Origin of the sequence: Hydrogenophaga sp. BPS33 (assembly GCF_009859475.1) — a bacterium.
Classification (GTDB): domain Bacteria; phylum Pseudomonadota; class Gammaproteobacteria; order Burkholderiales; family Burkholderiaceae_C; genus Hydrogenophaga.
Window position 1 is genome coordinate 254,428 of record NZ_CP044550.1, and the last position, 20,399, is coordinate 274,826.

Genomic DNA, 20,399 nt, shown 5'->3' on the forward strand with positions numbered 1-20,399 from the left:
GCGTGTGGGGTTGTGCTTAGCGAATGGCGCCGAGTTGCGCGATCAGATCGGCCGTGGGTTTGACGTCTGCATATTTCTGCGCCAAATCGAAAAGGTTCACTTTGTGGGAAGTGATGCTGCGGTCGTAAACGCATTCCTGGGGGATCGCGACCTTGAAGTTCAGCGAGAAAGCGTCCACGGCGGTTCCACGCACGCAGCCGCTGGTGCTGCAACCCACGACAACCACGGTGTCCACTTGATGGTCAATCAGGTGGCTGCACAAAGCGGTGCCGAAGAAGGCGCTGGGATGCTTTTTGGGCAGCAAGACGTCTCCCGCCATGGGTGCGACTTGTGGTGGGAATTCGTATCCCTTGGCCGCGACACCCATGATGGCGGGAATTTTCTCGGCCAGTCGACCGCCCTCGGAATTCACCTTGGGTGCCACGTGTGGGTACATGACCGGCCAGTTGCGGCGGCGAAATAGCGCGATCAATGGTTCCATCGCGCTCACGGCGTCCCAGGCGACGTCTCCGCACGACGTCGGAAACTCCTTGATGGCCTCATAGAAGGGCATGCGCGCGGTACCAACGGTGCGGTACTGCACGTCAATGATCAGTAGCGCAGGGCGTTGGCCGAGGCCGCTTGGGCGCCCAAAGCCGGCCGCTGCGTAGGCTTGCTGTTCGTCGGTCGTGATGACGTCGTCCCAGATATTCATAGTGGCAGGATCCAAAGAAAGATAAGAGGTAATCAAGCGGTCAGGCGTCTTGAAGTTCGACGCTGCCGTCATTGCGGCGGAAGAGGTATCGCCCATCGCCAGGTGCGCCTGTCAACTTGCCGTCAAGCATCACGGTCTTGCCGCGAAGAATGGTCTCGACGGGCCATCCTTTGAAGGTCCATCCGTCGTAGATGCTGTAGTCCGAGAAGGAGAGGAGGTCTTCGTGTCGAACGACGCGCTCAAGGTCCAGGTTCACCAGCGTGATGTCGGCATCCATTCCCGGCACGAGCGAGCCTTTGCGATCATCGATGCCGAAGATGCGCGCCGGGTTCGTCGCCACCAACTGGCAAATGCGGCGCAAGGACAGGCCGCGCTTGTGGTACCCCTCGTGGAGCAACACCGGGAGAATGGTGGCCGTACCAGGGAAGCCTTGCGAGGCGAGCCATAGCGACTTGTCTTTGGTGGCGCGTTTTCGAGGGCAATGATCAGAGGCGACAACGTCGATGCTCCCGTCGAAGAGTCCCTCCCACAGCGCGTCCTGTTCGCTGCGGTTGCGAAATGGTGGATTGGCCTTTCCCATGCCGCCCAGGTCCATGTCGCTGGTGTGTGTCAGGTAGTGAGGACAAGTCTCGACGTAGACGCGGTCGTAGCGCTGCCGCCATTGCCTCACCTCGTCCAGGCCCATGCGAGAACTCATGTGCGGGATGTAGATGGTGGCGCCGGCCCGTTCGGCCAGAAACATCGCCCGCACGCAGGCCTCTGCTTCTGTGATGGGAGGCTTGATGGATTCCCATTGCAGAAGATTGTCCAGGCCGCGGTCGAGTTGCGCGTTGCGCAAGCGGTTGACGATCTCGATGTTCTCGGTATGGCAAATGAGCGTCACGCCCCCGATGTCGGCGGACTTCTGCATCAGCGCGTGGAAGAAACCATCGTCGGTGCCATCCAAACCGAGGTAGCGACCTTCCTCGCCCTTGAAGTTCATGAAGTACTTGAACGACGTGACCCCATAGTTCTTCACATACGCGTTGAGCTCGAGCAAGTGCAGCTCGGAAGCGGTGCTGAAGTGAAAGCCGTAGTCGGTGTGCGCACGCGGACGGGCATAGGCTTGTTCACGCTGGTACACGTCGCCATAGGCTTCGTTGTTGAGGAAGTGCGCCAGGACGGTCGTGAAACCACCGATCGCCGCATGCGCGGTTTCGGTTTCGTATTCCGTGATCTTTTCGCCAAAGCCGAAATGCATATGGGCTTCGACAAGTCCAGGGAACACATGAAGACCGTCGATTCGGCGTTCTGTCATGCCAGCGGCGACAGGGGTAGACGGTTCAAGCAAGGCGGCAATCCGGCCGTCTGCGACCAGAATGTCTTGGGGCAAGGGGTCGCGGTCGGCGCTAACCACCGTGCCACCGCGAAGAACGTAGTTGGATGTCATGGGTTATGGGACAGAGCTTCGATAGAGGAAGAAAGTAAAACTGCGACGTCATCCCACTCGTCTTGCGTCACAGATTCAAGAATGCAAACGAGGTAGCTGTTTTTTGGCGAGGCGTGTGAATGGGCCAGCGGTGTTGGTGCAGAGAAATGGCCCTGCACGCCCTGGACCACCCAGCGGCGCGCGTCGTCGGCGATAGCCACCAGACCTTTGCATCGGAGCACCCGACGTCCGAAACGCTGGGTGAGCGTGCTCGTCAAGAGGGCATATTGCTGCCAGCACATCGCGGCGTCGATGTGCAGAACCTTTGACGAGACCTGGGCAAAGGCCGCGCCATGTGCATCGGCGTCTTGTTCATTGGCTACTGCGTCGTCTGCATACTGCGCCCGAAGAGGGCCCCGCAGCCAGGCGGCTGGCGCAGGCACGGGACGCACCACGGGCGCTTTCGCCGTCAGGATCGGCGCGGCCGGCTGGCCTTGCTGCCAATGCACCACGTCAGCGTGGCCATTGATCTGACCCAGCTGTGCGCGCAAGGTGGTGATTGCCTTGGTCGTGGCGGTGTCCGTTTTGCTGATCACAAGACGGTCTGCGAAGCCCACCTGCCGGCGCGCTTCCACATAGCGCGTCAACGTCTCGAAGCCGAGTGCGGCGTCGACCAGTGTGACGACTTTCGATAGCTCGCACCGCTGGGTGACGGCGGAATCGCTGAGCAGCGTCGCAAGAAGAGGCGCGGGATGCGCGAGCCCACTGGTCTCGACAATGATGCGCTTGAAGTCGGGCACACGGGCGCTAGTGCGGCTAGCGAAGAGGTCGATCAGTGTGTCGCGCAGGGAGCCTGACGCGGCGCAACACAGGCAACCCGATTCAAGCAAAACGACGTTGTCTTCGGCGCTGGATATCAGAAGATGGTCCAGGCCAATCGAGCCGAATTCGTTGACGATGACCATGCTCTGAGCGAACGCCGGGTCTCGCAAGACAGCGTTGATGAGGGTCGTTTTGCCACTGCCCAGAAAGCCCGTGATGAGATCCACGGGAAGGCGCGGGTGCTGAACAGCGGGCGCGTTCAAGGTGTTGGATTCCCTGGCCTGGGTTTCGCTTTGGTGGGTTCGCTGGCTTAGAGCGAAATGCCCAGCAAACGGGCCGCGTTGCCTCCCATCACCATGTCGCGGATCGTGTCGTTCCGGAACGGCAGTCGGAGGTAGCCTGCGACAAGCTCTTCCACGCCGACGATGGGGTAGGCGCTTGCGAAGAGTATCTTTTCGGGGGATACCGTGTTGGCCAGCTCTACCCAGCCCAGGTGTCCGGGCATGCCCACGCCGTACATGTCGGGAACCAGGTAGACGTTGTCTCGACGAAACGCCAGGCCGCAGGACTCCTCGACGAAGGGCCAGAAAGCGTGCGACACCACAATGGGCAGCGTGGGGAATGATCGCGCGACGCGGTCAACGTGCACCGGATTAGAGTGGCTCAGGTCTTGGTCCTTGCCACTGCCGCGAGAGACCGTGAGACCCAGAATGCCGCCCAGTTCGGCGCAGCGTTGATAGACCGGATAGAAGCGTTCGTCATTGGGATGGGCCAGCCCATGCTGGTCAAAGGTCGGTTCGAGCGTGATACCGCGCATGCCCAAGGTCGTGATGGCATGGTCGACCGCCTTGACGGCTTCGTCAATCGCTGCCTGCGAGTTGTCCCGGACGAAGATGCCACCCAGGCCCGCGGCAAAGGTGTCAGGGTGCGCTGCGACGATGGCTGCCACATCGTCGTTGCTGGTGCTCTCTGCGGGATCGGATACGGCACGTCCCCAGACGACGGTCTTCACCACGCCCGCGCGTTGAAGTTCTTCGCGAAAGAGTTCCATCGACTCGCTCTGTGCCGAGCGGGGAGCCTCGCCATGAAACGCGAAGAGTCCCTTGAGCCACTTGTTGGTATATATCGAAAGTTTGGTGAAGGAGCCCAATGGGGGTCTCACGCGAAAGTCGATGATCATGGGGTTCCCTTTATTCGGCGCGGATATTGGCGGACTTGATCACGGTTGACCATTTGTTTGCCTCGTTGAGGCTCCAGGTTTTGAGCGCTGCGGGACCAGTGCCCACGGGGACCATTCCCAGCGCGGCCCAGTCTCTTCGCACAGAGGGATCGCCTGTGGCTGCGGCAATGTCATTCGCGATCTTGTCGACCACATTGGGTGGCGTGCCACGAGGTGCCCATACCGATCCCCAGGCGGCTACTTCCAGGTCGGCTACGCCGGCCTCCTTGGCCGTTGGTATGTTCGGCAGCTCGGGGAGCCTGCTGGGGCCTGGCACGGCGAGTGCGCGCAGCTCACCTCTTTCGATGTATTGCTTGTATTGACTCACGGTGTCCACGGCGACGTGAATGCGGCCTGCAAGCAGCTCGGTTAGCGTGGCCGCTGCACCTTTGTGCGGGATGTGCACCATCTGGATTCCCGCACGAAGCTTGAGAAGTTCGCCCGCCAGGTGTGAGGCCGTTCCCACGCCGCCTGACCCAAAGTTCAGCACACCTGGATTGGCCTTGGCGTAGTCGACGAGTTCCTTCAGCGTGCGAGCAGGCACTTGAGGACTGACGACGATGACGTACGGTATGCGCACCACGTCGGCCACGGGTATCAAGTCCTCCATCAGCCGATACGGCACCGACGAATACAAGACGGGATTGATGGCGATAGAAGGTCCAGCGAAAAGCAAAGTCTGGCCATCGGGCTCAGCCTTCATGACCATGTCGGCACCAATGTTCCCACCTGCGCCTGGCTTGTTCTCGATCACGACGGGCTGCTTCCACTTCCCACCCAACTGACGTCCCAGGGACCGGGCGACCGCATCCAGTGACCCGGAGCCGAACGGCACGACGAGTCTGACGGGCTTGGTCGGGAAATCGGAGGGGTTGGCGAATGCTGGCGCCGCCAACAGGGATGCGCCGAGGCAGGCCAGGGCGATGGTCTTCACAATAGACTTCAAGGTCAACTCCAGGTAAATCGCGTTGGAAATGGTCAGGGCGAAGGAACTAAGGATCGATGGGCGAAGACGGGGTGGTCTTCTCTTGTGAAATTCATGAAATCAATTCGACTGGATAGTACTATGAAAACTGAAGATAGGGAATCAAGATGCTGGATCTGAACTTGTTGCTCGTTCTAGAGGCGTTGTTGCAACACCAAAACGTCACCGCGGCAGCGGCTCACCTGGGCCTCACGCAGTCGGCGACAAGCAATGCGCTGGGTCGCCTGAGACGCCATTTCGACGACCCCATGTTCGTCAGTACGTACAACGGCATGCTGCCGACGGCGCGCACGATGGAGATCTCCGAATCACTCTCCCAGGCGCTACAGCTGATTCGTTCGATGGACGCACCTAGGCAAGTCTTTGATCCTTGCCGCTCGACCCGAACATTCCGCTTCCACTTGAGCGACGTCGGTGAGGTCGTCTTCTTGCCCATGCTGATCCGAAGGCTTGACGAGCTAGGCGCTTCGGTCAAGGTGGAAACCGCACAGATGACGGCGGACGAAGTCGGGACGCGGCTTGAATCGGGGGAGATCGATGTGGCAGTCGGATTTCTTCCTGCACTGTCGAAGAAGCTGGAGCACCTGACGCTATTCAAGGAGCACTACGTCTGCGTGATGCGCAAGTCGCATCCGTTGGCCAACGCCGGAAAATTGACGCTAAAGAAGTTCCTGGGAGGGGCCCATGTCCTGATCGAGTCCATGGGCTCCGGCCATCGCATCATTGAGCGCACGCTAGAGCAACACGGCATTCCCAGGGGCGTGGCTTTGCGCGTGCCGCACTTCATGGTCGTTCCCATGATCGTGTCTGAGTCAGACCGGATCGTGACCGTCCCAAGCCGGGTGGCTCGGGTTTTTTCTTCGGTCATGGACATTCGCGTGCAGGACTTGCCCATCGACATTCCCAGCTTCGATGTGTCGCTGTACTGGCATCCCCGTTTCGGATCGGACCCTGGTGTTCTGTGGCTGCTTTCTCTCATGTCGGAGCTTTTCTCCGAGCCCAAGGGCAGGCCGATGCAAAAGGCGAATCCGCTGGACGCGTACTAAGTGCCGCACGCCGGATGTTCTGCAGCCGTCGGGTGGTTGTGTGATGGCCGCCAGCGCCAGGTCCAGCCGGCCTTCTCGCACTTCCTGAAGAAAAGCGCGGAGGAGGGAGCGTCGCGCCAGGTGAACTCCAGCAATGCGCCCGCCGCGGATTTGAAGGTGGTCACCGCCATGGCCACGCGGGTTCTGGCCGATGGAATGACGCCCACGCGCGCCAGCGATCGTCCACGCTGCACCCCTGCTGGATGTTCTGCATGACAAGGTCCATGGTGTTGACGAGAAAGTCGGTGCGTGCCAGCACCTCGCTGCCCAGCGGCGTGATCTCCAGCCGGTGCGTGTTGCGTGTGAGCAGCTGCTCGCCGAGCAGTTTTTCCATCTGCTTGATGGCGTTTCTCAAAGCCGGTTGGGTGATGGACAAGCGCTGTGCCGCGCCCGCCAGCGTGGCGGTGGTGGGCCTGGGCCCGCTCACCAACATCGCGGCCGCGCTGAACATGGCGCCCGACATCAAGCCCGCGATCAGCGAGATCGTGGTGCTCGGCGGTTCCTGGGGCGTGGGCGGCAACATCACGCCGGCCGCCACATTCAACCTCTATGCCGACCCGGAGGCCGCCTCGGTGGTGTTCCGCGGCGGCGTGCCGGTAACGGCGGTGTCGCACGACGCCGCGCGGCGCGTGCTCGTCACGCCCGAGCGCATCGCGCCGTTCCGCCAGATGGGCAACAACGCCGGCAAGGTGGTGGCCGACATCCTGGATTCGGCGATGGACTACGCGATGCGCCGCCGCGGCGTGAAGGTGGGTCCGATGTACGACCCCTGCGTGATCGCCTATTTGCTGCAGCCTGAATTGTTCAAGGGCGCCCGCGTGCCGGTCGACATCGAAACCCGGGGCGAGTTCACCGCCGGTACCACGGTGGTGGACTTCCGCGGCTACACCAAGCGCAAGGCCAACACGCTTTGGATCAACGCGGTGGACATCGATGGCTTCTACCGCTTGCTGGGCCAGCAGATCGCGCGTCTGCCATACGACGTGTCCCGGGGGCGCTGCGTGGTCTCGCTCCTCCCCCTTCTGGGGGAAGGCCGGGATGGGGGCATCCGTACGCCGTCTTCACCCACTCACCTGCGATCAGGTTGCAGTAGGCCATGTCAATTGACTGGGGTGAGCAAGGGCTGGCCGGCCATGTGCCGGGTGGCGTTGTCGATGAAGCGCACCACCGACGCATGAATCGCCTGCGGTGAGATGCCGGCGATGTGGGGCGTGAGGATGGCGTTGTCGAATTCCAGCAGCGCGGCCGGTGGCAGCGGCTCGCCTTCGTACACGTCGAGCGCGGCGGCGCTGATGCGCTTCTCGCGCAGCGCCTCGGCCAGCGCGGCGGTGTCCACCAGCGAGCCGCGCGCCACGTTCACCAGCACGCCGTCGGGGCCGAGCGCGTCGAGCACCTGTGCGTTGACGATGTGGTGGGTGTCGGGCCCGGCCGGTGCGCAGATCACGAGGTAGTCGCACCAGGCGGCCAAGGCGTGGATGTCGTCGAACCACCGGTAGCCCGATGCGTCGCGCCGCGTGCGGCTGCAGTAGCCAATGTCCATGTCGAAGCCGGCCGCGCGCCGGGCCATTTGCCGGCCGATGGCGCCCAGGCCGAAGATGCCGAGCTTGCGGCCCGAGACGTGCGGCGGACGCGGGATGTCGTCGCGCCACAGGCCGTTGCGAACGCCGGTGTTGAGAAAGGGAATGCGGCGAATCGCGGCGAGCAGGATCGCCATGGCGTGGTCGGCCACGGCCGCGTCGTTGGTGCCGGCGGCGTTGCACACGCGGATGCCGCGTGCGGTGGCCACGTCGACCGGAATGTGTTCGTAGCCCACGCCCAGGCTGCACACGATTTCGAGCGCGGTGAGCCCTGCGAATTCGTCGGGCGTGAGACCGGTGGCGCCGTTGGTGAGCACCACGCGGAAGTCGCTGCCCTGCGCGGCGATGAGCGCCGCTGCCTCTGAGCGGTCGACGCGCGGTTTTTCAATGGGCGCGTAGACCATGTCGAACTGCGCCGCGACGAGGGCACGGTGTTCTTCGGAGAGGTAGACCAGGACGAGCAGCTTGGGTTTCATGGATGCAGCTTAACGCTGACCGTCACCCACCGAGATCTGGTCCACCCGCAGGCCACCCAGCCGTTCGTGCACCCGGCCGCCGGTGGACATGACCAGCGCATACAGGCATTCGTTGGGGCGCGGGCCGTCGATCACGCCCACGTCCATGGTGCTGAAATGGCTGCGCACGTACGCCGCTTCGATGTTGTGCATGGGGATCGGCAAACGCATGCCGGCCGCCGCAACGACCTTCGAGGTCGGCACGATGGACTTGGCCTTGGGCAGGTTCGCGCGCATCGACCAGCCACCCGCTTCGTGCCAGATGGCGCCGTGCTCCAGTTCGCCGTTCACCCCCACGATGGCGCCCTTGCCGTAGGCCTGGATGCGTTCCGCACCGCCCATGGCGTTCAACAACTCGGGCACGAGCTCCTTGGCCAGCAGCTTCGCGGCCTCCACCAGCTCGGTGAGGTCTTCCACATAGCGCCCGGCGTAGGGGTTGTTCACCACCGCCACGATGGAACCCATGAGGATGGGCTCGGCGCGGGCAGGGCCGCCTTCGTGGTAGATGGTTTCGAGGGTCAGCAGTTTTTTGCGAACGTTGAGGAATGACATGGTGTGGTGCTCAGTTTGTGGTGAAGGGTGGTCTCAAGCGGCGTCCGGCGCGCTGCCGAACTGCACGCCCGCCCATTGCTCGAAATGGCGAATGGGGAACACGTTGTCGCGCGGCCCGTCACCCTGCGTGATCGCAAAGGCAAGGAACTGCCGCGCGGCCGGGCTCACCAGCATGGGCACGCCGAGCTTCTCGGCCTCGTCGATGCACATCTTGATGTCCTTGTGCAGCAGCTCGGTGGTGAAGCGCACCGGGAAGCTGCGGTCGAGCACGCATTGCGGAATGCGCTCGAGCGTGGCGAACGAGCGGCCGCTGGAGGCGTTGAGCACGTCGAGCATGGTCTTGGCATCCAGGCCTGCCTTCACGCCATACACCAGCGCTTCGCAACTGGCCACCATGCTGGTGGCGTAGAGCGTGTTGTTGATGATCTTCATGGTCTGGCCGAGCGTGGGGTCCGCGCCGAGGTAGAAGATGTTCTTGCCCAGCACGCGCAGCAGCGGTTCGACTTCCTGGTACGCCGCTTCGTCGCCGGCCGGCATCACCGCCAGCGTGCCTTTTTCCGCTGCGACCGTGCCTCCGCTGACCGGCGCGCTCACAAAGGCGATGTTCCGCGCCGCCAGCGCCTTCGCGATCTCACCCGTCACCGACGGACCCGTGGTCGAGAGATCCAGCACCAGGCGCACCTGGCTGCCGTCGATCACGTTGCCCGCGCCGATGGCCACATCTTTTACGATGGCCGGCATCGGCAGGCACAGCAGCACGGTCTCGACCTGCGACGCGAGTTCGTGCGCGCTGCCCGCGACCTGGGCACCTTTGTCGGCCAGGCGCTGTTGGGCGGCGGCGCTGCGGTCGTGCACCACCAGTTCATGGCCCGCCGCCAGCAGGCGGGTGCCGAAGTGCACCCCGATGTTGCCCAGTCCTATCAGTCCGATCTTCATGGTGTCGTCGTCCTTGCAAGCACAACCCCGGGTCGGGGTCGGTGCCGTGCATCCTAGAAGCGCGGTGCCCGCAACGCCAATGCCAATTCGGGTGTGGGGTATAGCCTTGGGTTAAGCGTCAAGAGTCCGTCTGCAACTTGCGCCGGGCGTCGTCGGCCACCTGCTGTTGCAGCACGTCCACGAACTTGTCTGCGTGGGTGGTGCGTTGGTCGAACACCGAGCGCACCACGCTGGGCGTGAGCACGATGTCTTCCACCAAGGGCAGCACCTGCAGATCGGACCAGTCCATGCCGTCCACGGTGAACTCGTCGACCAGTGCCAGGCCGGCGCCCGTGCGCACCAGCGAGCAGGCCACTTCGGTCTGCTGGATGTCGATGCGCGACACCAGTTCCACGCCGGCCTTGCGAAACGCGGCCGTGACGAGCTGGCCGAATGCGATGCCGCGCTCGTGCGCGATCAGCGGATAGCGCGCAAGGTCGGCAATGGCGACCGCGGGCATCTGGCTGAGTTCGTGCCCGCGCGGCATCACGCAGACCATGCGCCCTTCGGTCAGCGGTGCTGTCGCGAGGTTTGGGTGCTGCAGCGGCATGACCGACACCGCCAGATCCACCTTGTGTCCCAGTACCTCGGCCGCCATGTCGGCCAGCAGGGTGACGTGGTAGTTCACCCGGATCTGCGGGTAGCGTTGTACGAAGCGGGTGATGGCGCGTGCCATCAGGCCACGGCTCAGGCAGGGGCTGGAGCAGAGCTTGAGCGTGCCGGTGGAGCCGTGTGCGAGGTTGCGCGCGAACTCGTCGACCCGCAGCGCCTGCTGATAGAACCCGTCCACCTCGCGAAACAGCGCCTCGCCTTCGGGCGTGGGCACCAGCTTGCCCTTGGCGCGGGTGAAGAGCGCCAGGCCCAGGGTTTGCTCGGTGTGCGCCACGATGCGGCTGACGGCGGGCTGGGAAATGAACAGCAGCCTGGACGCGCCGTTGATCGATCCCGTGAGCATCACGGCGCGGAAGACCTCCATCTGCCGCAGGCGGAATTTCATCGCGCGGGCTCCGCCTGCTGCTCCAGCGCATCGCGCACGTAGTCCTTGGTGAGCTTGGGCGTGAACATGCGCAGGAAGTCGTAGGTGTGGTTGCGCAGGTAGCTGTTGGCGCGCAGCGAGATCGACAGCATGCTGGACTTGAAGAGGTGGCTGGCGTCGATCGCGCGCAGGCCCTGGTCTTTGCGGCGGTCGTAGGAAATGGCCGTCATGACGGCGATGCCCATGCCCAGCTCCACGTAGGTCTTGCTGACGTCGGCATCGACCGCACCGAAGACGATGTTCGGTTCGATGCCCACTTTCTGAAACGCTTCCATGACCTTCCAGCGGCCGCTGAACGCGGGGTCGTGCGTGATGATGGGATAGGCCGCCACGTCGTGCAGCGTGGGCTTGCGGATCTTGAGCAGGGGATGCCCGGCTTTCACGATGACGATGCGCTCCAGCTCGAAGCAGTCGAGCCGCACCAGGGCCGGAAAGTTGCGCATGGTCTCGGTGCCGATGGCGAGATCGGTCTCGCCGGATTCCACCATTTCGCAGATCTGCGTCGGGTTGCCCTGGCGCAGGTGGAGCCGCACGTTGGGGTGGCGCTGGATGAAGCGCTCGATCACTTTGGGCAGCACGTAGCGCGCCTGGGTGTGGGTGGTGGCGATGGACAGGCTGCCTGTGTCGCGCGCCGAAATTTCTTCGCCCAGGCGCTTGAGGTTGTCGATGTCGCCGATGACGCGTTTGGCGATCGTCACCACTTCGCGGCCGGCCTCCGTCAGGCCGACGATGCGGTTGCGCTTGCGGGCAAAGATCTCGAAGCCCAACTCGGCCTCGATCTGCTGGATGTGCTTGCTGATGCCGGGCTGCGACGTGTGCAGGGCCTCGGCGGTGTTGGAGATGTGGTTGCCGTGCCTGTGAACTTCCAGCACGTAGCGCAGTTGCAGCAGTTTCATCGTGTTCTCAGCATGAATGAATCGAATGATGTGATAACGCAATATTCTGGCAGTGAATTGCAAGGAGCGCTATCGTGCCGCCACGCGATGACAACGGGCAATAGGTATTGCCCCGACAACGAAGGAGACGGCAATGAGCGATGCGATGTGGCACACCCGGCGGTTGCTGGGCCGGACCGCCTTGGTGACGGGCTTGATCTTCATCACGGGCAGCGCGTTCGCGCAAGCGCCGTTTCCCAACCGGCCGATCCGGCTGGTCTCGGGCTTTGCACCCGGCGGCGCCACCGATGTGGTTGCGCGGCTGATCGCGCAGAGCCTGTCCGACGCGCTGGGCCAATCCGTGGTGGTGGACAACAAGCCCGGCGCGGCCGGCAACATCGCCGCCGACTTCGTGGCCCGACAGCCAGCCGACGGCCACACGCTGTACCTCGCCAACGCGACGCTGGCCATGCCGTCGATGTTCCCCAAGATCACCTTCGACGTGAAGAAGGACCTGGTGCCCGTGTCCATGATCGCCTCCGGCCCTTCGGTGCTCGCGGTCAACCCCAAGCTGCCGGTGCGCTCGGTGCGCGAGCTGGTGGCCTATGCGCAGCAGAACCCCGGCAAGCTGGACTTCGGTTCGGGGGGCATCGGCAACATCACCCACATGTCCATGGAATTGTTCAACTACCTGGCCAAGGTGGACATCAAACACGTGCCCTACAAAGGTGGCGCGCCCTCGACCACCGCCGCCGTCGCGGGCGAAGTGCAGGTGCTGATGGCGGCGGCGGCGGGCACCATGGCACACATCAAGGCCGGAACGCTCGTGCCGCTGGGCGTGAGCGGACGCACCCGCGCGCAGGCGCTGCCCGACGTGCCCACGATTGCCGAGGCTGGCGTGGCCGGCTACGAAGCCACTTCCTGGTATGGCGTCGTCACGGCCGCCGGCACGCCCAAGGCGGTGGTGGACCGGATCGACCAGGCCATTCGCGCGGGCATCAAGCGGCCCGAGGTGCGCGAAAAGATGCTCTCCCAAGGCATGGACCCCATGGAAATGGGGTCCGAGGAATTCGGCCGCTTTCTTCAGACGGAGATCGACAAGTGGGCCAAGATCATTGCGCGCGCCGACATCCGCGCGGAGTGAATGGGACTTTCACGAACCAACCCAGGATGCTGTTGAGCACGAGATGGAATCCATGAACTTTGACGAGAAACAACACGACGTGGTGGTGGTGGGAGGAGGCAATGCCGCGCTGTGCGCCGCGATCTCCGCGCGCGAACAGGGCGCCAGCGTGCTGCTGCTGGAGCGAGCGCCGTTCGCCGAACGCGGTGGCAACACCGCCTACACCGACGGCAAGATGCGCTTCGCCTATGACGGTGTGGACGACATCATCGCGTTGTCGGGCGATCTCACCGAGGACGAGATCGCCAACACCGATTTCGGCTCGTACCCCGAGTCCGATTTCTTCGACGACATGGCGCGCGTGACCATGCACCGCACCGACCCGGACCTGTGCGAGATCCTGGTGCGCAACAGCAACGCCGTCATGCGGTGGATGCATGGCAATGGCGTGAAGTTTCAGCCCAACTACGGCCGCCAGGCCTACAAGACCAATGGGCGTTTCAAGTTCTGGGGCGGCGCGCCGCTGGCCACGTACGGCGGCGGACCGGGTCTTGTGGAGGCGCTGTACAAGACCGCCGAGAAGAAGGGCGTGCAGATCTGCTACGACGCATGGGTGAAGGAACTGATCCACGACGTGGACGGTGTGCACGGCGTGGTGGCGCGCATCGACGGGCGCATGCAACGCATCGCTGCCTGCGCCGTGGTGCTGGCGTGCGGTGGCTTTGAAGCCAACAGCGAATGGCGCACGCGCTATCTGGGCAAGGGCTGGGACCTGGCCAAGGTGCGGGGCACGCGCTTCAACACCGGCGACGGCCTGGCGATGGCGCTGAACATCGGCGCGCAACCCTACGGCCATTGGTCGGGCTGCCATGCGGTGGGCTGGGAGCGCTATGCGACCGACTTCGGCGACCTCGACGTGACGCCGCATTTCCAGCGCCACAGCTACACCTTCAGCATCATGGTCAACGGCGAGGGCAAGCGCTTTCTCGACGAGGGTGCGGACATTCGCAACTTCACCTACGCCAAGTACGGCCACCTGATTCTGGAACAGCCGGGGCAGTTCGCCTGGCAGATCTACGACGACAAGGTGGCGCACCTGTTGCTCGACGAGTACCGCACCAAGAGCGTGACCAAGGTGAAGGCCGACACGCTGGAAGAGCTGGTGCAAAAGCTCGACGACGTGGACCCCGAGCAATGCCTCAAGACCATCCACGCGTTCAACGCCGCGGTGGACGAGGGCGTGGCCTTCGATCCCAACATCAAGGACGGCAAGGGCACGCGCGGCTTGCCGGTGCCCAAGTCCAACTGGGCGCTGAAGATCGACAAGCCGCCTTACCAGGCGTTCGCCATCACTTGCGGTGTGACCTTCACCTTCGGCGGTTTGAAGATCACCAACGAAGCGCAGGTGGTCAACACCAACCACGAGCCGATCGCGGGCCTGTACGCCGCCGGGGAGATGGTGGGCGGCATCTTCTATTTCAACTACCCCGGGGCCAGCGGGCTCACGAGCGGCGCCGTGTTCGGCCGTCTTGCGGGCGCCAGCGCTGGCGCCCATGCCCGCAGCCGCGCGAGCGCGCCCGCGCCCGTGTCTGCATCCGCCGCTTCTTCTCCCACCACCGCACCGCAAACCCTCTCATGACCCGACAGACCATCGCAGAAAAGATCCTGCAAGCCCACCGCATCGACGACCGCGACCGTGTCGAACCCGGCGACGTGGTGCGCGCCCGGGTGGACATGGTGTTGCTCAACGACGCCAATGGCCCGGTGGCGTTTCGCCACTTCGCCAACATGGGCGGCGGCAAGGTGGTGAACCCCGACAAGGTGATGATGGTCTGCGACCACTTCGCGCCCGCACCGAGCGCTGCGGGCGCGCGCATGCTCGGTGACATGCGCCGCTTCGCCACGGCCAAAGGCATCGAGCATTTTTACGACGTGGGCAAGGGCGGCATCGAGCACACGCTCATGCCCGAGGTGGGCCTGTGCGGCCCGGGCGACCTCATCGCGGGGGGCGACTCGCACACCGGCACCGCGGGTGCCTTCAATGCCTTTGGCACGGGCATGAGCTGGTCCGGCATGGCCGCGATCATGCAGATCGACGAGACCTGGTTCCGCGTGCCCGAATCGATGCGCTTCACCCTGCGTGGCAAGAAGGCCGCGCACGTGACCGGCAAGGACGTGATCCTGCAGATCCTGCAGGACATCGGCGTGGATGGCGCGCTCTACCGCTCCATGGAGTTCGCCGGCCCGGGCCTGGCCGATATCAACATGGACGAGCGCATGGGCATCTGCAACATGGTGGTGGAGGCGGGCGCCAAGACCGGCATCGTCGAGTTCGACGACATCACCCGGGCCTGGGCCGAAGCCACCTGCAAGCGGCCCTGGACCGCCACCGTGGCCGATGCCGATGCGCAATACCACTCGCGCCACGACATCGACCTGGCCCGCATGCGCCCCATGGTCGCCAAACCGTATTCGCCCGAGAACGTGGTGTCGGTGGACGATATTCGCCACGTGCACGTGGACCAGGTCTACATGGGCAACTGCGCCAATGGCACCATGACCGACCTGCGCCAGATCGCCAGCGTGCTCAAGGGCCGCAAGGTGGCCAAGGGCACGCGCGCCATGATCGTGCCGGCCACGCAGAAGATCTACCGCGAGGCCATGGCCGAAGGGTTGATCGACATCTTCATCGAGGCTGGCGCGGCGGTGAGCACGCCCACTTGCGGCGCCTGCTTTGGCGGTCACAACGGCGCGCTCGACGACGGCGAAGTGGGCTTTGCCACCATCAACCGCAACTTCAAGGGGCGCGGCGGGCACGCCGGCGCGCAGGTGTATCTCGGCAACTCCTATGTCGCCGCCGCCACCGCCGTGGCCGGTGAAATCATCGACCCCGCCCTCTTGTGAGCGCACAGACCAGGACAACCACGCCATGAAATTCAAAGGCAACGTGCAGAAGCTGGGCGACAGCGTGGACACCGACGTGATGGTGCCCGGGCGCTACCTCTCGCTCATGAACCCGGCGGACATCGCCAAACACATCTTCGAAGAGGTTGACCCCGGCTTCGTGGGCCGCGTCAAGCCCGGTGACGTGATCGTCGCCGGCCGCAATTTCGGCTGCGGCTCGGGGCGCGAACAGGCCCCGTTCGGGCTCAAGGCGCTGGGCATCAGCTGCATCATCGCGGGCAGCTTCTCGCGCACGTTCTACCGCATGGCGATCGATCTCGGCCTGCCCATTCTGATCAGCCCGGCCGTGGCCGAAGCGGCCAGCCAAGGCCAGTCCATCGAGGTCGACACGGTGACGGGCCTGGTGCGCCTCGATGGCCGGGACTTCCGCGCCGAGCCGCTGCCGGCCTTCATCCAGGAAATCATCGACATGGGGGGCGTGACCGATTGGGTCAAGCAGGAACTCGCGCGCCGCGCGGCCGCGCAGCCCGTGGGGGTCGCCCCATGAAACGCCGCTGCCTGGTGCTGGCCGGGGCCGCGGCCGCGCTGGGCGGCGCGTCGATCGCGCATGCCCAAGGCGGCGCGGCGGCGGGCGCGGACTGGCCGAACCGGCCGGTGCGCATCGTGGTCGTCTATCCGCCGGGCGGGGGCATCGACCTGATCGCACGCAACCTGGGGCAGCAGCTCTCGGAGCTCTGGCGCGTGCCGTTGGTGGTGGAGAACCGGCCCGGCGCGGGTACCACGCTGGGCGCGGGCGTGGTCGCCAAGGCCCCGGCCGACGGCTACACGGTGTTGATGACGGATGTGAGCTTCGCCATTGCGTCCAGTCTGTACAAGAGCCTGCCCTACGACACGCTGCGCGACTTCGCGCCGATCACCTTGCTCAACACGGTGGACGACATCCTGGTGGTCAACCCGTCGGTGCCGGCGAACAACGTGCGCGAGCTGATCGCGCTGGCCAAGGCAAAACCGGGTGCGCTGATGTACGCCTCGGCCGGCAATGGCACGCTCAACCACCTGGCGCCCGAGATGTTCAAGAAGGCGGCCGGCATCGAGATGGTGCACGTCCCATACAAAGGCGCGCTGGCGGCGCTGGCCGACGTGATGGCCGGACAGGTGCAGGTGTACCTCGGTGCGCTGGGCTCGGTGGTGCCGCAGATCAAGGCCGGGCGGCTCAAGCCGATCGCGGTGACCGGCACGCGGCGCTCGCCGGTGTTGCCCGAGGTGCCGACGGTGATCGAATCCGGCGTACCCGGCTACGACGTGTCAGCGTGGTACGGCTTGCTGGCACCGGTGGGCACCCCCGATGCGATCGTGGCGAAGATCCAGCGCGATGTCGCCCGCTTTGCGCGCGAACCGGCGTTTCGCCAGAGCCTGGCGGCCGACGGCAACGAGGTGGTGGCGGGAACGCCTGCCGAGTTCGCCGCATTCCTGGAGCGCGAAGTGGCGAAGTGGCGAAAAGCGGTGGTGGACGCTGGCGCGAAGGTGGACTGAATGCGGCAAACCAAACTGCCCGCCGTCTTCGTGCGCGCGGGCACCAGCAAGGGGCTGCTGTTCCACGCCCGCGACCTGCCCGCCGATCGTGCTCGATGGGATGCGCTCGTGCTGGGCGCCATGGGCAGCCCGGACCCGTATGGCCGCCAGCTCGATGGCATGGGCGGTGGTCTGTCGTCGCTGTCCAAGGTCTGCGTGATCGGACCGCCGAGCCGGCCCGATGCCGATGTGGACTACACCTTCGGGCAGGTGCAGATCAAGACCGCGCAGGTGGACTGGCAGCCTTTGTGCGGCAACATGTCTGCTGCCATCGGCCCGTTCGCGGTGGACGAGGGCCTGGTCCGCGTGCCGGACGGCCCGGCGGTGGTGCGCATCCACAACACCAACACCGGCAAGCTCATCGTGGCGCACTTCGAGGTGCGCGACGGTGTGGCCGAGGTGGACGGCGATCTGGAGATTCCCGGTGTGGCCGGTACCGGTTCGCCATTGCGCCTGGACTTTCTGGACCCTGGTGGTGCGTCGACGGGGCAGTTGCTGCCCACGGGCAACGTGGTCGACACGTTGCAGGTGCCTGGGGTTGGCGCGATCGAGGCTTCGCTGGTCGATGCCAGCAATGCCTGCGTGTTTGTGCGCGCGGCGGACGTCGGGCTGACCGGCACCGAGTCACCGACGCAACTGGAGGACGACAGCGCCTTGATGCATCGCCTGTCGGCCATTCGCATCGAAGCGTCGTTGCGCATGGGCCTGGCGGCCGATGCCGAAGAGGCGGCGCGCCGCACCGCTGTGCCCTTCATTGCGGTGGTGGCACCGCCGACGGATTCGGTAACGCTCTCCGGGGATGCGGTGCCTGCGGCGTCCGTGGACTTGCTGGCACGCGCGCTCTCCAACGGCCAGCCGCACCGCGCCTTGCCGCTCGGGGTGTCGATGTGCATGGCCACGGCCGCGCGCATCGGCGGCTCGGTGGTGAACCAGGTATGCGCCGTGGCGGCGCGCGAAGGCGGTGGACCTCTGCGCATCGGCATGCCGTCGGGTGTGTTGCAGGTGGCGGCCGATGTGAAGCAGCTCGAGGGTGACCGCTGGCATGTCGAGAGCGGCGGGTTCTACCGCACGCAGCGGCGGTTGTTCGAGGGAACGTTGCTGGTGCGTGGCTTGGGGGTTTGACTTGCTCCTTCCCCAGAGGGGGAGGGAGTGAAGCCTCAGCCCTCCCTCGGTCAGGGAAGGAGTGAACGCCCGCGTGCGTTTTTAAGCCTTCACCACCTCATGCAGCAAGGTGTACTTCTTCAGCGCATCCTTAGATCGTACATTGGCCCGATGGACCATGCCGCCGAAATCTTGACCACCGCTTTTCTCGGACCGTGGGTTCGCCCTGGCGGTAATGGCCCGCGCATGCAGCACGTCTACGCATCAGTGCTCCACTGGTACGAGGCCGCCAAGTTCATGCCGCATCACCCTGAGCACCGCGACGCCGTGCTGTTTCAGCCCAGCCTGAAAGAGGCCAAGCGCTACGCCAAATTACGCCAGAGCGCCTGGCGAACGGACTGGAACCTTGTTCGCCCCTCGATCCTCATCGCTGGTCTGGGCTTCCTGGCGGTGCAGCGCCCCGAACTCTCCCTTCGCACCCTGGACCTGGCCACTGTCAATGCCGGGCTGGCCCCCATGGCGCTACCCGAGCGATTCGTGGAAGCCTGCCTTGGGCGCTTTGACGAGTGGCGCAGTGGCCCTCGAATCGCCTTCATCGGTGCAGACGCGGCGCCCGACCAGCTCGTGGGCAAGGCTGTGGCCAAGCTGGTTTCTGCCTTGCCCACGTGGACCATGGTGAGCACGTCGATGGGCCGCACTCCATGGCGCGTTCACGACTGGTGTCTGAGCCACTTCATTCCCATTGAGTACCTCGGCACCCCGCAGAGCAAACTGAACCCGCGCATGCTGGCAGACCTTGTCGATCGAGCCGACCAGGTGGTAGTTTTTGAGGAGCGACAGTCCAAGAAGCACGACGCGGTCATTGCTTACGCGCGCAAGTGCAAGAAGAAGATCTCGCTGGAACTCTACGCAAGCGGTACGGATCAGCCCAGAGAGTTGTCCGGGCTCAAGTAGGCCTACGTCCTGGCCTGGCCTGGCCTGGCATCCTCCGACTTCTGGCCCTCCCAACGAAAAAGGCCGACCGCAAGCGGTCGGCCTTTTCCTTGTTGCAAGCACAACTGTCCAGCAATGCTGTGTCTGATTCTGTGCCGTATTGCCCTCAACGAATGATGGCGACGTTGCCTCCGGCCTGTTTGAGTACACGCCACTTGCCGGCCGAATTGCTCAAGTAGACGCGCTCGCCTGAGACCAGGTGGTCATAGGGAGCCGGTTGCACGATGGTGACGATCCGCGCAGGCATTCCAGAAGGTCCAAGGACCTGCAGAACAATCTCCTGCGCGTCTCCCGTCATCACGGCGTTTGCAGCCCGTTCGCCGAAGAGCCCACCAAGCGAAGCACCCACCAGGGCACCCACATGCTGGTTCTTCGCCCTGGAGCCGATGGCACCACCGACCGCTGCGCCGATGCCGGCGCCGACAGTACGGGTCTGCCAGGACGGTTCAGCGGTCTTGATGCGGACTTGCATCACGACAGCTTCCTCGGCCTGGGAATAGACCTGCACTTGCCCGTTGCCGTACACGTTGCCCGACTGAGCTCGTGCCTGATCAGGGATCATCATCACGAACGCGACGACGACGACCGCCAGGATTTCTGCCATAGCCACGAAGATGGTGCTGGCAGGGGTGTTGCGGATTTTGGAGACGAGATTGAAGTTCATGGGATTTCCTTTTGGCGATGAATGCAAAGGAAATCCGCCCTGCAGGGTGGAATTCCCTGCAGGGTTTGCTAGTTGCGCGACGCGAACGACCACAGGACACGCACGGTGCAAGACCGAGTGTGTGTCCTCACGGTTCGTCCAGCTACGCACCAGCTTTGCGCTGGTGGTAGTGAATTACGTCAGTTTGAGAAGGCCGTCAGCTGTGCCGCTGACCTTCCTGACAGCCAAGGGCTGTCGGGTGTCTGCATGCGCAAGGCATGCGATTACTCATGAGAGCAATGTGTTTGAAGTCTATTCGA

General features: G+C 64.1%; 21 protein-coding genes. 9 read left to right on the forward strand and 12 right to left on the reverse strand.

Annotated features, from left to right (window positions below; all coding sequences use genetic code 11):
• Nucleotides 1-16: 16 nt before the first annotated feature.
• From F9K07_RS30575 to F9K07_RS30595, 5 genes are all read right to left on the reverse strand, one after another.
• Entirely contained in the window at nucleotides 17-790 is a 774-nt protein-coding gene (locus F9K07_RS30575; protein ID WP_328794074.1) for an isochorismatase family protein, read from the reverse strand.
• On the reverse strand, nucleotides 735-2,123 hold the full coding sequence (locus tag F9K07_RS30580) for a dihydroorotase (RefSeq protein ID WP_159597335.1): 1,389 nt from the start codon (nucleotides 2,121-2,123) through the stop codon (nucleotides 735-737). Before F9K07_RS30580 ends, F9K07_RS30575 begins: the two co-directional genes overlap by 56 nt.
• Nucleotides 2,120-3,151: a CobW family GTP-binding protein gene (locus F9K07_RS30585; RefSeq protein WP_159597336.1), complete on the reverse strand. Its 1,032-nt coding sequence runs from the start codon at nucleotides 3,149-3,151 to the stop codon at nucleotides 2,120-2,122. The genes F9K07_RS30580 and F9K07_RS30585 overlap by 4 nt, the downstream gene beginning before the upstream one ends.
• Nucleotides 3,152-3,234: 83 nt before the next feature.
• Nucleotides 3,235-4,104, reverse strand: coding sequence for an amidohydrolase family protein (locus tag F9K07_RS30590; RefSeq protein WP_159597337.1), 870 nt, complete (start codon nucleotides 4,102-4,104; stop codon nucleotides 3,235-3,237).
• Between the two features lie 10 nt (nucleotides 4,105-4,114).
• A complete protein-coding gene (locus F9K07_RS30595; RefSeq protein ID WP_159597338.1) occupies nucleotides 4,115-5,077 on the reverse strand; it encodes a Bug family tripartite tricarboxylate transporter substrate binding protein in 963 nt (320 codons plus the stop codon).
• Nucleotides 5,078-5,235: 158 nt separating this feature from the next.
• Here F9K07_RS30595 and F9K07_RS30600 point away from each other — a divergent pair, with 158 nt between their 5' ends.
• The gene (locus F9K07_RS30600) at nucleotides 5,236-6,174 is read left to right on the forward strand and encodes a LysR family transcriptional regulator (RefSeq protein ID WP_159597339.1); all 939 of its coding nucleotides are present in this window, start codon (nucleotides 5,236-5,238) and stop codon (nucleotides 6,172-6,174) included.
• Between the two features lie 160 nt (nucleotides 6,175-6,334).
• Here F9K07_RS30600 and F9K07_RS30605 read toward each other — a convergent pair whose 3' ends face one another.
• Nucleotides 6,335-6,664: a helix-turn-helix domain-containing protein gene (locus tag F9K07_RS30605; protein WP_328794075.1), complete on the reverse strand. Its 330-nt coding sequence runs from the start codon at nucleotides 6,662-6,664 to the stop codon at nucleotides 6,335-6,337.
• Here F9K07_RS30605 and F9K07_RS30610 point away from each other — a divergent pair.
• Nucleotides 6,555-7,391 (forward strand): nucleoside hydrolase, encoded by an 837-nt coding sequence (locus F9K07_RS30610; RefSeq protein ID WP_236582105.1) that lies wholly within the window; start codon nucleotides 6,555-6,557, stop codon nucleotides 7,389-7,391. The genes F9K07_RS30605 and F9K07_RS30610 overlap by 110 nt on opposite strands.
• Here the strand turns inward: F9K07_RS30610 and F9K07_RS30615 are convergent.
• The 5 genes from F9K07_RS30615 to F9K07_RS30635 form a co-directional block, all read right to left on the reverse strand.
• A complete protein-coding gene (locus F9K07_RS30615) occupies nucleotides 7,313-8,266 on the reverse strand; it encodes a 2-hydroxyacid dehydrogenase (RefSeq protein ID WP_159597341.1) in 954 nt (317 codons plus the stop codon). The genes F9K07_RS30610 and F9K07_RS30615 overlap by 79 nt on opposite strands.
• Nucleotides 8,267-8,275: 9 nt before the next feature.
• Nucleotides 8,276-8,857: an amino acid synthesis family protein gene (locus F9K07_RS30620; RefSeq protein WP_159597342.1), complete on the reverse strand. Its 582-nt coding sequence runs from the start codon at nucleotides 8,855-8,857 to the stop codon at nucleotides 8,276-8,278.
• Nucleotides 8,858-8,890: 33 nt separating this feature from the next.
• Nucleotides 8,891-9,793, reverse strand: a complete 903-nt coding sequence (locus F9K07_RS30625; RefSeq protein WP_159597343.1) for an NAD(P)-dependent oxidoreductase — start codon at nucleotides 9,791-9,793, stop codon at nucleotides 8,891-8,893.
• Between the two features lie 118 nt (nucleotides 9,794-9,911).
• Nucleotides 9,912-10,829, reverse strand: a complete 918-nt coding sequence (locus F9K07_RS30630) for a LysR family transcriptional regulator (RefSeq protein WP_159597344.1) — start codon at nucleotides 10,827-10,829, stop codon at nucleotides 9,912-9,914.
• Nucleotides 10,826-11,764 carry a CysB family HTH-type transcriptional regulator gene (locus tag F9K07_RS30635; protein ID WP_159597345.1) on the reverse strand — a complete coding sequence of 313 codons (939 nt, stop codon included), beginning with the start codon at nucleotides 11,762-11,764 and terminating at the stop codon, nucleotides 10,826-10,828. Before F9K07_RS30635 ends, F9K07_RS30630 begins: the two co-directional genes overlap by 4 nt.
• A 133-nt stretch (nucleotides 11,765-11,897) precedes the next feature.
• Here F9K07_RS30635 and F9K07_RS30640 point away from each other — a divergent pair, with 133 nt between their 5' ends.
• The 7 genes from F9K07_RS30640 to F9K07_RS30670 all read left to right on the forward strand — a co-directional run bounded on the left by F9K07_RS30640 (nucleotide 11,898) and on the right by F9K07_RS30670 (nucleotide 19,397).
• Nucleotides 11,898-12,887 (forward strand): Bug family tripartite tricarboxylate transporter substrate binding protein, encoded by a 990-nt coding sequence (locus F9K07_RS30640; protein WP_159597346.1) that lies wholly within the window; start codon nucleotides 11,898-11,900, stop codon nucleotides 12,885-12,887.
• A gap of 52 nt (nucleotides 12,888-12,939) precedes the next feature.
• Nucleotides 12,940-14,505: an FAD-dependent tricarballylate dehydrogenase TcuA gene (gene tcuA / locus F9K07_RS30645; RefSeq protein ID WP_201451621.1), complete on the forward strand. Its 1,566-nt coding sequence runs from the start codon at nucleotides 12,940-12,942 to the stop codon at nucleotides 14,503-14,505.
• Nucleotides 14,502-15,770, forward strand: coding sequence for a 3-isopropylmalate dehydratase large subunit (locus tag F9K07_RS30650; RefSeq protein WP_159597348.1), 1,269 nt, complete (start codon nucleotides 14,502-14,504; stop codon nucleotides 15,768-15,770). The genes tcuA and F9K07_RS30650 overlap by 4 nt, the downstream gene beginning before the upstream one ends.
• Nucleotides 15,771-15,795: 25 nt before the next feature.
• The gene (locus F9K07_RS30655; protein ID WP_159597349.1) at nucleotides 15,796-16,317 is read left to right on the forward strand and encodes a LeuD/DmdB family oxidoreductase small subunit; all 522 of its coding nucleotides are present in this window, start codon (nucleotides 15,796-15,798) and stop codon (nucleotides 16,315-16,317) included.
• Entirely contained in the window at nucleotides 16,314-17,303 is a 990-nt protein-coding gene (locus tag F9K07_RS30660; RefSeq protein ID WP_159597350.1) for a tripartite tricarboxylate transporter substrate binding protein, read from the forward strand. The genes F9K07_RS30655 and F9K07_RS30660 overlap by 4 nt, the downstream gene beginning before the upstream one ends.
• Nucleotides 17,304-18,464, forward strand: a complete 1,161-nt coding sequence (locus F9K07_RS30665) for a 2-methylaconitate cis-trans isomerase PrpF family protein (protein WP_159597351.1) — start codon at nucleotides 17,304-17,306, stop codon at nucleotides 18,462-18,464. It begins immediately after the preceding gene.
• Between the two features lie 150 nt (nucleotides 18,465-18,614).
• Nucleotides 18,615-19,397 (forward strand): hypothetical protein, encoded by a 783-nt coding sequence (locus F9K07_RS30670; protein ID WP_159597352.1) that lies wholly within the window; start codon nucleotides 18,615-18,617, stop codon nucleotides 19,395-19,397.
• A gap of 145 nt (nucleotides 19,398-19,542) precedes the next feature.
• Here F9K07_RS30670 and F9K07_RS30675 read toward each other — a convergent pair whose 3' ends face one another.
• Nucleotides 19,543-20,100 carry a glycine zipper domain-containing protein gene (locus F9K07_RS30675; RefSeq protein WP_159597353.1) on the reverse strand — a complete coding sequence of 186 codons (558 nt, stop codon included), beginning with the start codon at nucleotides 20,098-20,100 and terminating at the stop codon, nucleotides 19,543-19,545.
• Nucleotides 20,101-20,399 lie beyond the last annotated feature (299 nt).

Excerpts from the sequence above, each read along its gene's own strand:
- F9K07_RS30620 (WP_159597342.1), bottom strand. The coding sequence starts at position 8,857 with ATGTCATTCCTCAACGTTCGCAAAAAACTGCTGACCCTCGAAACCATC.
- F9K07_RS30630 (WP_159597344.1), bottom strand. The coding sequence starts at position 10,829 with ATGAAATTCCGCCTGCGGCAGATGGAGGTCTTCCGCGCCGTGATGCTC.
- tcuA (WP_201451621.1), top strand. The coding sequence starts at position 12,940 with ATGAACTTTGACGAGAAACAACACGACGTGGTGGTGGTGGGAGGAGGC.
- F9K07_RS30665 (WP_159597351.1), top strand. The coding sequence starts at position 17,304 with ATGCGGCAAACCAAACTGCCCGCCGTCTTCGTGCGCGCGGGCACCAGC.
- F9K07_RS30625 (WP_159597343.1), bottom strand. The coding sequence starts at position 9,793 with ATGAAGATCGGACTGATAGGACTGGGCAACATCGGGGTGCACTTCGGC.
- F9K07_RS30650 (WP_159597348.1), top strand. The coding sequence starts at position 14,502 with ATGACCCGACAGACCATCGCAGAAAAGATCCTGCAAGCCCACCGCATC.
- F9K07_RS30615 (WP_159597341.1), bottom strand. The coding sequence starts at position 8,266 with ATGAAACCCAAGCTGCTCGTCCTGGTCTACCTCTCCGAAGAACACCGT.
- F9K07_RS30580 (WP_159597335.1), bottom strand. The coding sequence starts at position 2,123 with ATGACATCCAACTACGTTCTTCGCGGTGGCACGGTGGTTAGCGCCGAC.
- F9K07_RS30660 (WP_159597350.1), top strand. The coding sequence starts at position 16,314 with ATGAAACGCCGCTGCCTGGTGCTGGCCGGGGCCGCGGCCGCGCTGGGC.
- F9K07_RS30600 (WP_159597339.1), top strand. The coding sequence starts at position 5,236 with ATGCTGGATCTGAACTTGTTGCTCGTTCTAGAGGCGTTGTTGCAACAC.
- F9K07_RS30575 (WP_328794074.1), bottom strand. The coding sequence starts at position 790 with ATGGGCGATACCTCTTCCGCCGCAATGACGGCAGCGTCGAACTTCAAG.
- F9K07_RS30590 (WP_159597337.1), bottom strand. The coding sequence starts at position 4,104 with ATGATCATCGACTTTCGCGTGAGACCCCCATTGGGCTCCTTCACCAAA.
- F9K07_RS30675 (WP_159597353.1), bottom strand. The coding sequence starts at position 20,100 with ATGAACTTCAATCTCGTCTCCAAAATCCGCAACACCCCTGCCAGCACC.
- F9K07_RS30605 (WP_328794075.1), bottom strand. The coding sequence starts at position 6,664 with ATGTTCAGCGCGGCCGCGATGTTGGTGAGCGGGCCCAGGCCCACCACC.
- F9K07_RS30670 (WP_159597352.1), top strand. The coding sequence starts at position 18,615 with ATGGACCATGCCGCCGAAATCTTGACCACCGCTTTTCTCGGACCGTGG.
- F9K07_RS30635 (WP_159597345.1), bottom strand. The coding sequence starts at position 11,764 with ATGAAACTGCTGCAACTGCGCTACGTGCTGGAAGTTCACAGGCACGGC.
- F9K07_RS30640 (WP_159597346.1), top strand. The coding sequence starts at position 11,898 with ATGAGCGATGCGATGTGGCACACCCGGCGGTTGCTGGGCCGGACCGCC.
- F9K07_RS30610 (WP_236582105.1), top strand. The coding sequence starts at position 6,555 with ATGGCGTTTCTCAAAGCCGGTTGGGTGATGGACAAGCGCTGTGCCGCG.
- F9K07_RS30655 (WP_159597349.1), top strand. The coding sequence starts at position 15,796 with ATGAAATTCAAAGGCAACGTGCAGAAGCTGGGCGACAGCGTGGACACC.